13 protein-coding genes are annotated in these 14,125 nt (G+C 64.6%); 12 read left to right on the forward strand and 1 reads right to left on the reverse strand.

Translation table 11 applies throughout. The features are described 5' to 3' along the window. Window positions 1–107 precede the first annotated feature (107 nt). The 3 genes from ABIB42_RS12905 (at window position 108) to ABIB42_RS12915 (ending at window position 4,309) form a co-directional block, all read left to right on the forward strand. Complete coding sequence (locus tag ABIB42_RS12905) at window positions 108–809, forward strand: HAD family hydrolase (RefSeq protein WP_005664823.1); 702 nt, start codon at window positions 108–110, stop codon at window positions 807–809. A 119-nt stretch (window positions 810–928) separates the two neighbouring features. Next, the gene (gene hrcA / locus ABIB42_RS12910; RefSeq protein ID WP_005664825.1) at window positions 929–1,957 is read left to right on the forward strand and encodes a heat-inducible transcriptional repressor HrcA; all 1,029 of its coding nucleotides are present in this window, start codon (window positions 929–931) and stop codon (window positions 1,955–1,957) included. A 150-nt stretch (window positions 1,958–2,107) separates the two neighbouring features. Continuing rightward, window positions 2,108–4,309: a FepA family TonB-dependent siderophore receptor gene (locus tag ABIB42_RS12915; protein WP_273036856.1), complete on the forward strand. Its 2,202-nt coding sequence runs from the start codon at window positions 2,108–2,110 to the stop codon at window positions 4,307–4,309. 98 nt (window positions 4,310–4,407) lie between these two features. Here the strand turns inward: ABIB42_RS12915 and fur are convergent, their stop codons facing one another. Then, on the reverse strand, window positions 4,408–4,839 hold the full coding sequence (gene fur / locus ABIB42_RS12920) for a ferric iron uptake transcriptional regulator (protein WP_005664829.1): 432 nt from the start codon (window positions 4,837–4,839) through the stop codon (window positions 4,408–4,410). Between the two features lie 79 nt (window positions 4,840–4,918). Here fur and ABIB42_RS12925 point away from each other — a divergent pair, with 79 nt between their 5' ends. The 9 genes from ABIB42_RS12925 (at window position 4,919) to ABIB42_RS12965 (ending at window position 14,122) form a co-directional block, all read left to right on the forward strand. Then, window positions 4,919–5,545 (forward strand): outer membrane protein assembly factor BamE, encoded by a 627-nt coding sequence (locus ABIB42_RS12925; protein ID WP_005664831.1) that lies wholly within the window; start codon window positions 4,919–4,921, stop codon window positions 5,543–5,545. Beyond that, window positions 5,545–6,357, forward strand: a complete 813-nt coding sequence (gene dapB, locus ABIB42_RS12930; protein ID WP_429248429.1) for a 4-hydroxy-tetrahydrodipicolinate reductase — start codon at window positions 5,545–5,547, stop codon at window positions 6,355–6,357. The genes ABIB42_RS12925 and dapB overlap by 1 nt, the downstream gene beginning before the upstream one ends. Continuing rightward, complete coding sequence (locus ABIB42_RS12935) at window positions 6,357–6,683, forward strand: barstar family protein (RefSeq protein ID WP_005664835.1); 327 nt, start codon at window positions 6,357–6,359, stop codon at window positions 6,681–6,683. Before dapB ends, ABIB42_RS12935 begins: the two co-directional genes overlap by 1 nt. A gap of 130 nt (window positions 6,684–6,813) precedes the next feature. Further along, window positions 6,814–9,456 (forward strand): leucine--tRNA ligase, encoded by a 2,643-nt coding sequence (leuS, locus tag ABIB42_RS12940; protein ID WP_005664837.1) that lies wholly within the window; start codon window positions 6,814–6,816, stop codon window positions 9,454–9,456. Window positions 9,457–9,464: 8 nt separating this feature from the next. Continuing rightward, on the forward strand, window positions 9,465–9,974 hold the full coding sequence (gene lptE, locus ABIB42_RS12945; RefSeq protein WP_071361203.1) for an LPS assembly lipoprotein LptE: 510 nt from the start codon (window positions 9,465–9,467) through the stop codon (window positions 9,972–9,974). 14 nt (window positions 9,975–9,988) lie between these two features. Continuing rightward, window positions 9,989–11,002: a DNA polymerase III subunit delta gene (holA, locus tag ABIB42_RS12950; protein WP_429248430.1), complete on the forward strand. Its 1,014-nt coding sequence runs from the start codon at window positions 9,989–9,991 to the stop codon at window positions 11,000–11,002. A 66-nt stretch (window positions 11,003–11,068) separates the two neighbouring features. Beyond that, window positions 11,069–12,334 carry a glutamate-5-semialdehyde dehydrogenase gene (locus tag ABIB42_RS12955; RefSeq protein ID WP_005664842.1) on the forward strand — a complete coding sequence of 422 codons (1,266 nt, stop codon included), beginning with the start codon at window positions 11,069–11,071 and terminating at the stop codon, window positions 12,332–12,334. A 21-nt stretch (window positions 12,335–12,355) separates the two neighbouring features. Beyond that, on the forward strand, window positions 12,356–12,769 hold the full coding sequence (locus ABIB42_RS12960) for a CopD family protein (protein ID WP_071361206.1): 414 nt from the start codon (window positions 12,356–12,358) through the stop codon (window positions 12,767–12,769). Between the two features lie 135 nt (window positions 12,770–12,904). Continuing rightward, window positions 12,905–14,122: a THUMP domain-containing class I SAM-dependent RNA methyltransferase gene (locus ABIB42_RS12965; protein ID WP_005664845.1), complete on the forward strand. Its 1,218-nt coding sequence runs from the start codon at window positions 12,905–12,907 to the stop codon at window positions 14,120–14,122. Window positions 14,123–14,125 lie beyond the last annotated feature (3 nt).

Below are 14,125 nucleotides of genomic sequence, written 5' to 3' on the forward strand. Positions count from 1 at the left end.
AATTCAACAAAGGCAACATTCCAGGGTGCAAACGGCGTGCGCATTGCGTTCGGCGTAGCGCGTCGCTATGCTTGGGGCGCACCTTTTCTCCCTTAGTCTGGAAGCCGATGACCCGCCAACCCTGGCCGAAAGCCGTCCTGTTCGACCTCGACGATACCCTGTGGCCGATCGCGCCCGTGATCCTGGAAGCCGAAAAACTGTTGTATGCCTGGCTCGGCGAGCACGCGCCGCGGGTGGCCGAACGCTTCACGATCGACAGCCTGCGCGCCGCGCGCCTGGAATTGCTGGCCGCGCGCCCCGAATTCGGGATCGACCTGGGCGCGCTGCGCCATGCCGGCCTGGTCGCCGCCTTCGAACAGGTGGGCGAGGATCCCGGCAAGGTCGAGCTGGCGATGACCGTTTTCTTTGCCGCCCGCAATGCCGTGACGCCCTACGAGGATGTCGTGCCCGGACTCGAGCGCCTGAAGCGACGTGCCCTGGTCGGCTCGGTCACCAATGGCGTGGCCGACCTGCAGACCATCGGCCTGGCCCACCACTTCCAGGCTTCGGTGGCGGCGCGGCAGTATGGCCGCGCCAAGCCCGATCCCGGCATCTTCCTCGCCGGCTGCGCCGCGCTCGGCGTCCTGCCTGGCGAGACCCTGTACGTGGGCGACGACCTGTTGCTGGACGTGCAGGGCGCCCAGCGCGCCGGCCTGCGCGCGGCCTGGATGAACCGGACCGGCAAGGTCAACGAATTCGCCCATGAAGTCCGGCCCGACGTCGAAGTGGCCAGTCTCGACGCGCTGCTCGACTGGCTTGAATCCTTGTAGAAGCGCGAGCACGAGCGTTGGACATGCGTCACAGCAAGCCTTGCGCTGCCCGTGCCATGCCCCAACCTGCCTATAATGCACACGTTAAATACGCGCGCCATTAAACGTTTCCCGGAATCATGCAACTCGACCAACGTGCCCACACCCTGCTCAAAGCCCTCGTCGAGCGTTATATCGCCGACGGCCAGCCGGTAGGCTCGCGCGCGCTGTCCAAGCTGTCGGGCCTGGAATTGTCGCCAGCCACGATCCGCAACGTCATGGCCGACCTCGAGGAGATGGGCTTCGTCGCCAGTCCGCACACCTCGGCCGGCCGCATTCCGACGCCGCGCGGCTACCGCGTGTTCGTCGACACCCTGCTGACGGTGGGGCCGATCGACGACAAGGCGGTCGATGCCGAGCGCATGCGATTGCCGCAGCCCTTGTCCAACCTGCAACCGCAGAAACTGATCGCCAACGCGGCGCAGATGCTGTCCTCGCTGTCGCAATTCGCCGGCGTGGTGCAGAGCCCACGCCGCGAATCGGTCTTCCAGCAGATCGAATTCCTGCGCCTGGGCGAAAAGCGCATCCTGCTGGTGATCGTCGATCCGCGCGGCGACGTCCAGAACCGGCTGCTGCTGCTCGATAAGGATTATTCCCCGGCGCAACTGACCCAGTCGGCCAATTACCTGAACCAGAACTTCGCCGGGCTGTCCTTCGACGAGGTGCGCAAGCGCTTGAGCGGAGAGCTGCAGCAATTGCGCGACGATATGGGCCGCCTGATGCAGGCGGCGGTCGAGGCTGGCAGCGAGGCGATGGCCGAGGGCGACGACATGGTCATCGCCGGCGAGCGCAACCTGCTGTCGGTGTCCGACCTGTCATCCAATATGAGCTCGCTGCGCCAGATGTTCGAGATGTTCGAGCAAAAAACCGGCTTGATGCAATTGCTCGACGTTTCGAGCAAGGCTGGCGGCGTGCAGATCTTCATCGGCGGCGAATCGAAGCTGGTGCCGATGGACGAGATGAGCGTGGTGACCGCGCCGTATGCGGTCGACGGCCGCATCGTCGGCACCCTGGGCGTGATCGGCCCGACGCGGATGGCCTATGAACGAGTGATTCCGATCGTCGACATCACGGCCAAGCTGCTGTCGAACGCCCTCAGCCACTCCTGAATCGCTAAAAACTTAAGCCAGTGCAAGGCTGGCAACCTTCTTGCCACAATTTGACAAAGTTTTGGAAATGCAAATGAGTATGATTCTCAATTGCATTGAGCCGGAGCGCTCCGGCTTGTCCAGAACAATCAAATAACAGGAACAAGAGGGATGAAACTGACAGCAAACCGCATGACGCCGCTCGCCGCCGCCGTCGGACTGGCGCTCCTTGGCTTGCCGGCCATGGCCCAGCAATCCAACCAGCCGATGCACCAGGTGCACATCGTCGGCACCGCCGAGGAAGAACTCAAGCAGGCGATCGGCGTCTCGGTCATCACCTCGGAAGACATCGAAGCGCGTCCGCCGGCGAATGATCTGGCCGAGCTGATCCGCACCATGCCGGGCGTGAACCTGACCGGCAACAGCGCCAGCGGCCAATACGGCAACCACCGCCAGATCGACCTGCGCGGCATGGGCCCGGAAAACACCCTGATCCTGGTCGACGGCAAGCCGGTCAGCTCGCGCAACTCGGTGCGCATGGGCCGCAGCGGCGAGCGCAACACGCGTGGCGACACCAACTGGGTGCCGGCTGAAGCGGTCGAGCGCATCGAAGTGCTGCGCGGCCCGGCGGCGGCGCGCTACGGGTCCGGCGCCGCCGGCGGCGTGATCAACATCATCACCAAGGCGCCGGGCGACTATCTGACCGGTTCGGTCACCGCCTATGCGCTGGCGCCGGAGCACGGCGAGGAGGGCAACAGCAAGCGGCTCGGCTTCAACCTGTCCGGTCCGCTGGCCGGCAAGCTCTCGTTCCGCGTATTCGGCAACGTCAACAAGACCGATGCCGACGAGCTGGCGCTGAACGCCACGCCGGACAATACCGCCAACGGCGCGATCCCGCCGGCCGGCCGCGAGGGCGTGCGCAACCGCGACATCGGCGGCCTGCTGCGCTGGGACTTCATGCCCGACCAGGTGCTGGAATTCGAATCCAACTTCAGCCGCCAGGGCAATATCTACGCCGGCGACCGGGCCGTGAATGCGGCCGGCTTCCCGATCCTGGGCGAGCTGGCCAATGCGGCCGCCGAAACCAACGTCATGCTGCGCCGCACCGCCGCGCTGACCCACCGCGGCAAGTGGGGCGCCACCACCTCGCGCCTGTGGCTGACCTATGAAGGCACCGACAACACCCGCATGAACGAAGGCCTGGCGGGTGGGCCGGAAGGCAGCATCAGCGACCCGACGAAGAAATCGACGTCGGAACTCGAAACCTATGGCGCCAACGGCGAGATCAGCACGCCGCTCAACTTTGGCGGGGTGGCGCAGATGCTTACCGCCGGCTTCGAGGCGCGCAAGGAAAAGCTCAACGACCCGTATTCGATGACGCAGGCCGCCACCGCGATTCCCGGCATGCAGGAAGGCAACCGCGATGGCCGTTCGAGCGCCGAAACCTATGCTGTCTACGTCGAAGACAATATCGGCGTGAACACCGCATTCACCGTGACCCCGGGCCTGCGCTTCGACAAGCACAGCCAGTTCGGCACCAACTGGAGCCCGAGCCTGAACGCCTCGTATGCCTTGAGTCCAACCTGGACCCTGCGCGGCGGCGTGGCGCGCGCGTTCAAGGCGCCGAACCTGTACCAGTCGAATCCGAACTACCTGTACTACACGCGCGGCAACGGCTGTCCGGTCAACAACCCGAACCTGGGCGGCGGCTGCTATGTGCGCGGCAACGAGAACCTGGCGCCGGAAACCTCGGTCAACAAGGAAATCGGCATCGGCTGGAAGGACCGTGGATACGAGGCCAGCCTGGCCTACTTCCATAACGACTACAAGAACAAGATCACCGGCGGCATGGATCGCCTGCTCGGCAACACCTCGGCCAATGGCCGGTTGTTCCAGTGGGAGAACTCGCCGGAGGCGGTGGTGCAGGGCGTCGAGGGCAACCTGACGATCCCGTTCGGTCCGCGCCTGAAGCTGACCAACAACCTGACCTATATGATCGAGAACGAGAACAAGACCAATGGCGAGCCGCTGTCGGTCATTCCGGAATACACGCTGAACTCGACCCTGGACTGGAAGGTCAATGCCAGGTTGACGACGCTGTTGACGGTCTCCTATTACGGCAAGCAGGAACCGCGGCGCCTGACCGGTACCGGGGCCCAAGCCAGCGGCGAGGCGCTCAACACGCTGGCGCCGTATGCCGTGGTGGGCGCCAACGTCGGCTATGCCTTCACGCCGAAGCTGTACCTGCGCACCGGCATCAACAACCTGTTCGACGAACGCCTGTTCCGGCGCAGCACCAACGGCAGCACGGGCGCCGAGTCGTACAATGAACCGGGCCGCTCGCTGTTCGTGAACCTGACGGCGTCGTTCTGACGACGCCTGGATAGAGAAAGGGCGCATGGGATGACTCCCATGCGCCCTTTACTTACTTTTACACTGTTACTTTTACACCGGCCGTGCCGGCCGCAGGATTACTCCGGCTTGGCGATGCCCCGGCACTCCGGGCAGCTGCCATAGATCGCCAGCGCATGCTCGACGATCGTGAAGCCGTGTTGCTCTGCAATCATCTGCTGGCGCTTCTCGATCTCGTCGTCGTAGAACTCTTCGACGCGGCCGCAGGTGACGCACACCAGGTGGTCATGGTGGGAACCGGCGTTGAGCTCATAGATGGCCTTGCCGGTCTCGAAATGGTTGCGGTTGAGCAGGCCGGCCTGCTCGAACTGGGTCAATACGCGGTAGACGGTCGCGAGGCCCACGTCCATATTGTCAGCAAGAAGGATCTTGTAGACGTCTTCCGCCGTCAGATGCCGTACGGAGCTGTTCTGGAAGATTTCCAGGATTTTCAGTCGTGGCAGCGTGGCCTTGAGGCCGCTCGCCTTCAGGTCGGTCGGGTTGTTACTCATGTTTGTCACTCGAATATTGGCGGAGTGCTTTATGATATAGCGTTTTGAAAGCTCCCGCTCGAACGTATTGAGGTTAACTATGCCTGTCAAACAAGCCGTATTCCATCGATTCTCCGCCAAGGCGGCGCTGGCGGCGGGCCTCGCCTGCACCTTGACGCTGTCCGGCTGCGCCTCCTGGCGCAACCAGACGCGTCCGGCGCCGCCGGTGGCGACGGATGCGGCCGCCAGTGCGTCCGACGCGGAAAAGTCGGCCGCCATCGCCAATGCCGGCGCCCAGACCGTCCAGGCGACGCGCCTGCAGCGCTTCCTGTGGATCTTCTCGCCTTATCGTCCAGACATTCAGCAGGGCAACTTCGTCTCGCAAGAGATGCTGGACCAGCTCAAGGCCGGCCAGACCCGCGACCAGGTGCGCTTCCTGCTCGGTTCGCCGCTGCTGATGGATGCCTTCCACGCCGACCGCTGGGATTACCCGTTCTACCTGGCGCGCGGCAATGGCGAGCTGACCACCAGCCGCGTGACCGTGTTCTTCAAGAACGACGTGGTCGAGCGTTTCGAGGGCGGCAACCTGCCGAGCGAGCGCGAGTACATCGACCGCATCGCCGGTCCAGCCAAGAAGAAGTCGGAGCAACTGCCTCCGAAACCGGCCGATGCGCCGGCTGTACAAATTAATGCGGGCAACACCGAACGTCGCCCAGGAACGCCATAATGACCATGTTGAATATCGCCGTTGCCGGCGCCAGCGGCCGCATGGGCCGCATGCTGATCGAAGCCATCCAGGAAGCGCCCGACATGCGCCTGGCCGGCGCCCTCGACGTCCCGGGTTCGCCCTTCATCGGCCAGGACGCGGGCGCCTTCGCCGGCATCCTGACCGGCGTGGTCATCGAAGACAGCATCAAGCACGGCCTGCACAATGCCGACCTGCTGATCGACTTCACCCGCTCCGAAGGCACCCTGCAGCACCTGGAATACTGCGCCGCCAACGGCAAGCAGATGGTGATCGGCACCACCGGCTTCGACGAGGCCGGCAAGGCCGCGATCCGCGCCGCCGGCGAAAAAATCGGCATCGTGTTCGCCCCCAACATGAGCGTGGGCGTGAACGTGACGCTCAAGCTGCTCGAAATGGCCGCCAAGAGTTTTTCGGAAGGCTATGACATCGAGATCGTCGAGGCGCACCACCGCCACAAGGTCGACGCGCCGTCCGGCACCGCCCTCAGGATGGGCGAAGTGATTGCCGACGCCATTGGCCGCGACCTGAAGGAATGCGCCGTCTATGGCCGCGAAGGCGTCACCGGCGAACGCGATCCGTCGACCATCGGTTTCGCCACCGTGCGCGGCGGCGACGTGGTGGGCGACCATACCGTGATGTTCCTCGGCACCGGCGAGCGCATCGAGATCAGCCACAAGTCGAGCAGCCGCGTGACCTATGCCCACGGCTCGCTGCGCGCGGCGCGCTTCCTGGCGGACAAGGCCAACGGCCTGTTCGACATGCAGGACGTGCTGGGCCTGAAGGACAAATAATGGCCGTGGCAGAACTGAACGGCGCCCTCATCACGGACGAAGCGTCGTTCCACCAGCAGAGCCGCGAGGCCTTCGGTTTCCCGGCCTCGTATGCGGACAGCATCGACGCCTGGGTCGACTGCATGAGCTATCTGCGCGACGACGAGAACATGACCAAATTTAAGCTCAAGCCGGACGAGATGCTCGAAATCGTCATCCTCGAGGCCGACAAGATGAAGGCGGCGGCGCCCGACCTGCTCGAAGAGCTGAGCTATTGCGTCGGCGGCATCAACGAGCGCTATGAGGACTACGGCGAAAAGCCGGCGCTGGAACTGGTCCTGCGCTGATCCTCGAAGGCAGCGTTCAACGCGACGCTGCCTTTTTTGCATTTTCCCTCGCGCACCGCGCCGTCGCCGCAGTGCAAAATGAACGGGTTATAATGACCGGTTCCACCTTCCACATTACGTCTGCAGAATCATGCAAGAAAAATATAGTCCAGCCGAAGTAGAACAGGCCGCCCAGGCCTACTGGAAGTCGATCGACGCCTACAAGGCCGTCGAAAACGACCCGCGTTTCCCCAAAGGCAAGTATTACGCCTGCTCGATGCTGCCTTACCCATCGGGCAAGCTGCACATGGGTCACGTGCGCAACTATACGATCAACGACGTGATGTACCGCTACCTGCGGATGAACGGCTATAACGTCCTGATGCCGATGGGCTGGGACGCATTCGGCATGCCGGCCGAAAACGCGGCGATGGCCAACAACGTCCCGCCGGCCGAATGGACGTATTCGAACATCGCCCACATGCGCGGCCAGATGGAATCGATGGGCCTGGCGATCGACTGGTCGCGGGAGATGACCGCCTGCAAGCCGGACTACTACAAGTGGAACCAGTGGATGTTCCTCAAGATGCTCGAGAAGGGCATCATCTACCAGAAGACCGGCACCGTGAACTGGGACCCGATCGACCAGACCGTGCTGGCCAACGAGCAGGTCGTGGACGGCCGCGGCTGGCGCTCGGGCGCGCTGATCGAGAAGCGCGAGATCCCGATGTACTACGTGCGCATCACCGACTACGCCGACGAGCTGCTCGACCACGTCGACAACAAGCTGCCGGGCTGGCCGGAGCGCGTGCGCACCATGCAGGCCAACTGGATCGGCAAGTCGACCGGCGTGCGCTTCGCCTTCCCGCACACGATTGCGGGCGACAATGGTGAGCTGATCAATGATGGCAAGCTGTACGTGTTCACCACCCGCGCCGACACCGTCATGGGCGTGACCTTCTGCGCCGTGGCGCCGGAACACGCGCTGGCCCAGCACGCGGCCCGCAACAACCCGGCCCTGCAGGAATTCATCGCCGAGTGCAAGATGGGTTCCGTGATCGAGGCCGACATGGCGACCATGGAGAAGAAGGGCATGCCGACCGGCCTGTTCGTCACCCATCCGGTCACGCAAGAACAGATCCCGGTCTGGGTCGGCAACTACGTCCTGATCACCTACGGCGACGGCGCCGTGATGGGCGTGCCGGCGCACGACGAGCGCGACTTCGGCTTCGCGAAAAAATACAACCTGCCGATCAAGCAGGTAGTGGCGGTCGAGGGCCAGGAATTCTCGCTGGAAGCCTGGCAGGAGTGGTACGGCGACAAGGAAAACGGCCGCACCATCAACTCGGGCAAGTACGACGGCCTCGATTACATCTCGGCCGTGAACGCGGTCGCGGGCGAACTGGCAGAACAGGGCCTGGGCGAAAAGAAGACCACCTTCCGCCTGCGCGACTGGGGCATCTCGCGCCAGCGCTACTGGGGCACCCCGATCCCGATGATCCATTGCGGCGAGTGCGGCTCGGTGCCGGTCCCCGAGGCCGACCTGCCGGTCGTGCTGCCGGAGCACCTGGTCCCGGACGGCACCGGCAATCCGCTGAACAAGGACGAAGCCTTCCTCAAGTGCGACTGCCCGCAATGCGGCAAGCCGGCGCGCCGCGAGACCGACACGATGGACACCTTCATCGATTCGTCGTGGTACTACATGCGCTATACCTCGCCGGGCTCGAACGAGGCGATGGTCGACGCCCGCAACGATTACTGGATGCCGATGGACCAGTACATCGGCGGCATCGAGCACGCCGTCATGCACCTGCTGTACGCGCGCTTCTGGACCAAGGTGATGCGCGACTTCGGCCTGGTGAAATTCGACGAGCCGTTCGTGAACCTGCTCACCCAGGGCATGGTGCTCAACGAGACCTATTACCGCGAGGACGCCGCCGGCAAGAAGACCTGGTTCAACCCGCTTGAGGTCGAGCTGACTTTCGACGACAAGGGCCGTCCGCAGAACGCGGTCCTGAAGGCGGATGGCCAGCCGGTGGAAATCGGCGGCACCGAGAAGATGTCGAAGTCGAAGAACAACGGCATCGACCCGCAGGCCCAGATCGAGCAGTACGGCGCCGACACCGCGCGCCTGTTCACAATGTTCGCCTCGCCGCCGGAGCAGACCCTGGAATGGTCGAACAGCGGCGTCGAAGGCGCCAGCCGTTTCCTGCGCCGCGTGTGGGCCTTCGGCTACGCCCAGCGCGAACGCATCGCGGCATCGTTCAACGGTGAAGCGCAGGGTACGCTGAACGACGACCAGAAGACGCTGCGCCGCGAAGTGCACAAGGTGCTGCAGCAGGCCGACTACGACCTGAAACGCATCCAGTACAACACCGTGGTCTCGGCCTGCATGAAGATGCTCAACACCCTCGAGTCGGCGAAGCTGGACGACTCGGCCGCCTCGAACGCGATCGTCGCCGAAGGCTTCTCGATCTTCCTGCGCCTCCTGAACCCGGTCGCGCCGCACATCACGCACGCGCTGTGGCAGGAGCTGGGCTTCGCCGCCGCCCATGGCGACATCCTGAACGCCGCCTGGCCGCAGGTCGATCCGGCCGCGCTGGAGCAGTCCGAGATCGAGATGATGATCCAGGTGAACGGCAAGCTGCGCGGCTCGGTCAAGGTGCCGAAGGAGGCCGACAAGGCCGCCATCGAAGCCGCCGCGCTGGCTTCCGAAGCGGTGCAGAAGTTCATCGAAGGCACGCCGAAGAAGGTCATCGTGGTGCCGGGCAAACTCGTCAACATCGTGGTGTAAGGATCAATATGTCGAACAAGACCCTGGTGCGTGCGCTGGCAGCGCTCTTGATGGCAGGCGTGCTGGCAGGCTGCGGCTTCCAGCTGCGCGGCAGCGACGGCCAGTACAACCTGCCGTTCCAGAGCATCTGGCTGTCGTTCAACGAGTCTTCGCCGCTGGGCACGGAGCTCAAGCGCAACCTGCGCGCGGGCGACACCGTGCGCATCGAGACCGACGCCTCGAAGGCCCAGGCCCTGTTCGACGTGATCAGCGAAACGCGCGGCAAATCGATCCTGTCGCTCAACAGCCTGGGCCGGGTGCGCGAGTACTCGCTCAGCTACACCCTGGTGTTCCAGGTGCGCGACGCCAACAATCGCCAATTGCTGGCGCCGACCGAGATCACCCTGCGCCGCAACATCGCCTTCGACGAATCGCAGGTGCTGGCCAAGGAATCCGAAGAAGCGCTGCTGTACCGCGACATGCAGTCCGACCTGGTGCAGCAGATCCTGCGCCGCCTGGCGGCGATCAAGCCGGCATAAGGAAACCAGTACCGATGCAGTTGCGGCTCGAGGCGCTCGACGGCCATCTGAGCAAGGGCTTGGCGCCCTTGTACGTGATCACCAGCGACGAGCATCTGCTCGCGCTGGAAGCGGCCGACCGGATCCGCAAGACGGCGCGCGCGCAAGGGTATACCGAGCGCGACGTGCTCACGGTCGAGCGCAGCTTCAAGTGGGGCGAGCTGCTGGCCGCCAACCAGGCGCTGTCGCTGTTCGGCGACAAGAAGCTGATCGAGCTGCGCATCCCGACCGGCAAGCCCGGCAAGGACGGCAGCGCCGCGCTGCAGAGCTACGCGAAAGACCTCAGCCCCGACAACCTCACCCTGATCACGCTGCCGAAGCTGGACTGGCAGACCGCCAAGTCGTCATGGGTGACGGCGCTGCAGCAGTCGGCGGTCTATATCGAGATCCCGAACGTCGAACGCGCCCACCTGCCGGGCTGGATTGGCCAGCGGCTGTCGAGCCAGGGCCAGAGCGCCGAACGCCAGAGCCTGGACTTCATCGCCGACCGGGTCGAGGGCAACCTGCTGGCGGCGCACCAGGAAATCCAGAAGCTGGGGCTGCTGTACAAACCGGGCAAGCTCAGTTTCGAGCAGGTGCACGACGCGGTGCTGAACGTGGCGCGCTACGACGTGTTCAAGCTGTCCGAGGCGATGCTGGGCGGCGACCCGGCGCGCCTGGCGCGCATGCTCGAAGGATTGAAGGGCGAGGGCGAGGCGCTGCCGCTGGTGCTGTGGGCGGTGTCCGAAGAGATCCGCACGCTGCTAAAATTAAAGACCGGCATGTCGCAGGGACGCCCGCTGGGCGCGCTGCTGAAGGAATACCGGATCTGGGGGCCGCGCGAGCGGATGATGGAGCCGGCGCTGCGCCGCGTGTCGCTGGGCACGCTCGAGGCGGCGCTGCAGGACGCGGCGCAGGTCGACCGCATGGTCAAGGGCTTGCGCGCGAAGGGGTTCGCGGGCGATGCGTGGGATGCGATGCTGCAGCTGGCGTTGAAGGTGGCGCGCTAGGACAGCCGCTTTCGATACGGATGTGCATCGCTCGGCGCGCCTGATCGATAACGCAACGGGAATACGATGGACATCACCGCACACATGCACCAACTTGGCCGCCAGGCCAGGATCGCCTCGCGCGCCATGGCGCGCGCCGACACGGCCACCCGCAACCGCGCACTGGAGCTGATCGCGACCGCCATCGAGCGCGACGCCGGGTTGCTGCGCGCGGCCAATCAAAAAGACCTGGACGCCGCGCAGGCCGCCGGCCTGGCCCCGGCCCTGATGGACCGCCTGGCGCTGTCGGATGGCGCCATCGCCACCATGGTCGCCGGCCTGCGCCAGATCGCCACCTTGCCCGACCCGGTCGGCGAGATCTCGAACATGAAGGTGCGTCCGAGCGGCATCCAGGTCGGCCAGATGCGCGTGCCGCTGGGCGTGATCGGCATCATCTATGAAGCGCGCCCGAACGTGACGGTCGACGCGGCGGGCCTGTGCATCAAGAGCGGCAACGCCGCCATCCTGCGCGGCGGTTCGGAAGCGATCCACTGCAACCGCGCGCTGGCCAAGCTCGTGGCCGAGGGCCTGGCGGGCGCCGGCCTGCCGCAAGATGCCGTGCAGGTGGTCGACACGACCGACCGCGCCGCCGTCGGCGCCCTGATCACGATGCCGGAATACGTGGACGTGATCGTCCCGCGCGGCGGCAAGGGCCTGATCGCGCGCCTGATGAAGGAAAGCACGGTGCCGATGATCAAGCACCTGGACGGCATCTGCCACGTCTACATCGACGACAAGGCCGACGTCGAGAAGGCGCTGGCGGTGGCGTTCAACGCCAAATGCCACCGCTACGGCACCTGCAACACGATGGAAACCCTGCTGGTCGCGCGCGGGATCGCCCCCACCGTGCTGCCGCGCCTGGCCGCGCTGTATGCGACCAAAGAGGTCGAGCTGCGCGCCGATGCCGAGTCGCGTGCGATCCTGGCCGGCTATCCGCACTTGGCCAACGCGAGCGAAGAGGACTGGAGCACCGAATACCTGGCGCCGATCCTGGCGGTCAAGGTGGTGGCCGATATGGATGAAGCGATCGACCACATCACTGCCTATTCGTCGAAGCACACCGAGGCCATCGTCACCGAGGACTACACGAGCGCCATGCGCTTCCTGCGCGAAGTAGACTCGGCCTCGGTGATGGTGAACGCCTCGACCCGCTTCGCCGACGGCTTCGAATACGGCCTGGGCGCCGAGATCGGCATCTCGAACGACAAGCTGCACGCGCGCGGCCCCGTCGGGCTGGAAGGACTCACGTCGCTCAAGTACGTCGTGTTCGGGCACGGCGAAGTTCGTCAGTAATCAACAACAACAAGGAATCGCATGTACCTCTGGATCAAAGCCCTGCACATCGTCTTCATCGCCTCGTGGTTCGCCGGCCTGTTCTACCTGCCGCGCATCTTCGTGAACCTGGCCCAGGAAACCAACCCGGCCGCGCTCGAGCGCCTGCAGGGCATGGCGCGCCGCCTGTACCGCTTCACCACGATCCTGATGGTGCCGGCGCTGCTGCTCGGCCTGTGGCTGGCGATGATGATCGGCATGAAGCACGGCTGGCTGCACGCCAAGCTGGTGCTGGTGATCCTGGCGATCGGCTACCATCATGCCTGCGGCTCGATCCTCAAGAAATTCGAGCGCGGCGTCAACACGCGCAGCCATACGTGGTTCCGCTGGTTCAATGAAGTGCCGGTGGTCCTGCTGCTGGTGATCGTGATCCTGGCGACGGTCAAGCCGTTCTGACGACGCAGTTTTCAAGCAGTATCCAGACAGTCCCGCGCAGCGACCCGTCAGGGCGTTGCGCGTTTTGCGTCATCGGCCAAGGGCCGTGGCGCGTTATTCCTGAACAGTTTCATCAACGGACAAAGGGTTCCCCTCATGGCTTCCTATTTTTGCCCATGCCCACGCGGCATGGAAGCGGCGCTGGCCGAAGAACTGGGCGAGATCGCCCAGCTTTCCACCACCTTCAAGGTGCACAACCAGGTGCCGGGCGGCGTGCACTGCTCGGGCACGATGCAGGACGCCTGGCTGGTCAACCTGCATTCGCGCATCGCCTCGCGCGTGCTGATGCGCATGGGTCAACGCAGCTACAGCAACGAAAACGACATCTACGACCTGGTGCTCGAGCAGCCCTGGGAAGACTGGTTCGGCCCCGACCACACGATCCGCGTGGACGTCACCGCCGTCAAGTCGCCGCTCAAGAGCCTCGAATTCACCACGCTCAAGATCAAGGACGCGATCTGCGACCGCTTCCGCGACCAGTACAACAAGCGTCCCTCGGTCAACACGCGCGAGCCGGACATGCGCATCGTCGGCTTCCTCGACCAGCGCAACTTCATCATCTACCTCGACACCTCGGGCGAAGCGCTGTTCAAGCGCGGCTGGCGCGAAGAGACGGGCGACGCGCCGCTGCGCGAAAACCTGGCCGCGGGCCTGCTGCGCGTCTCGGGCTGGAAGCCGGGCGTGCCGCTGTTCGACCCGATGTGCGGCTCGGGCACGATCCTGGTCGAGGCGGCCCAGATGGTGCAGGGCATCCCGCCCGGCGCGCGCCGCCGCTTCGCCTTCGAACAGTTCGCCGACCACGACCGCCAGGCCTGGGCCGCGATGAAGGCCGCGATCAAGCCCAATCCGCTGCCGAGCGAGCCGACCATCTTCGGTTCCGACATCTCGGGCGACATGGTCGCCATGACGCGCCATAACCTGAAGGTGGCCGGCATCCTGTTCGACGTGCCGCTCAAGCAGATCGAGGCCCAGCACGTGTCGGCGCCGACCGCGCAGCCGGGCATCCTGCTCACCAACCCGCCGTACGGCGAGCGGATCGGCGTGCGCGGCGACAGCACCGTGCCGCAGGACGAGATGGCGCTGGGCTTCTACTCGGCCTTTTCCACCACGCTCAAGCAGCGCTTCGCCGGCTGGACCGCTTATCTGTTCACCGCCGATCTTGGCTTGCCCAAGATGCTGCGCCTGAAGGAATCGCGCAAGACGCCGTTCTTCAACGGCGCGCTCGAATGCCGCCTGTTCCGCTTCGACATGGTGGCCGGTTTCAACCGCCGCGAGGGAGCAACACCGAGCAAAACCGAAACAGGACAGAACTAAACT

Origin of the sequence: Massilia sp. UYP32 (genome assembly GCF_050434365.1) — a bacterium.
Taxonomy (GTDB): domain Bacteria; phylum Pseudomonadota; class Gammaproteobacteria; order Burkholderiales; family Burkholderiaceae_D; genus Telluria; species Telluria timonae.

Excerpts from the sequence above, each read along its gene's own strand:
- ABIB42_RS12905 (WP_005664823.1), top strand. The coding sequence starts at position 108 with ATGACCCGCCAACCCTGGCCGAAAGCCGTCCTGTTCGACCTCGACGAT.
- hrcA (WP_005664825.1), top strand. The coding sequence starts at position 929 with ATGCAACTCGACCAACGTGCCCACACCCTGCTCAAAGCCCTCGTCGAG.
- ABIB42_RS12915 (WP_273036856.1), top strand. The coding sequence starts at position 2,108 with ATGAAACTGACAGCAAACCGCATGACGCCGCTCGCCGCCGCCGTCGGA.
- fur (WP_005664829.1), bottom strand. The coding sequence starts at position 4,839 with ATGAGTAACAACCCGACCGACCTGAAGGCGAGCGGCCTCAAGGCCACG.
- ABIB42_RS12925 (WP_005664831.1), top strand. The coding sequence starts at position 4,919 with ATGCCTGTCAAACAAGCCGTATTCCATCGATTCTCCGCCAAGGCGGCG.
- dapB (WP_429248429.1), top strand. The coding sequence starts at position 5,545 with ATGACCATGTTGAATATCGCCGTTGCCGGCGCCAGCGGCCGCATGGGC.
- ABIB42_RS12935 (WP_005664835.1), top strand. The coding sequence starts at position 6,357 with ATGGCCGTGGCAGAACTGAACGGCGCCCTCATCACGGACGAAGCGTCG.
- leuS (WP_005664837.1), top strand. The coding sequence starts at position 6,814 with ATGCAAGAAAAATATAGTCCAGCCGAAGTAGAACAGGCCGCCCAGGCC.
- lptE (WP_071361203.1), top strand. The coding sequence starts at position 9,465 with ATGTCGAACAAGACCCTGGTGCGTGCGCTGGCAGCGCTCTTGATGGCA.
- holA (WP_429248430.1), top strand. The coding sequence starts at position 9,989 with ATGCAGTTGCGGCTCGAGGCGCTCGACGGCCATCTGAGCAAGGGCTTG.
- ABIB42_RS12955 (WP_005664842.1), top strand. The coding sequence starts at position 11,069 with ATGGACATCACCGCACACATGCACCAACTTGGCCGCCAGGCCAGGATC.
- ABIB42_RS12960 (WP_071361206.1), top strand. The coding sequence starts at position 12,356 with ATGTACCTCTGGATCAAAGCCCTGCACATCGTCTTCATCGCCTCGTGG.
- ABIB42_RS12965 (WP_005664845.1), top strand. The coding sequence starts at position 12,905 with ATGGCTTCCTATTTTTGCCCATGCCCACGCGGCATGGAAGCGGCGCTG.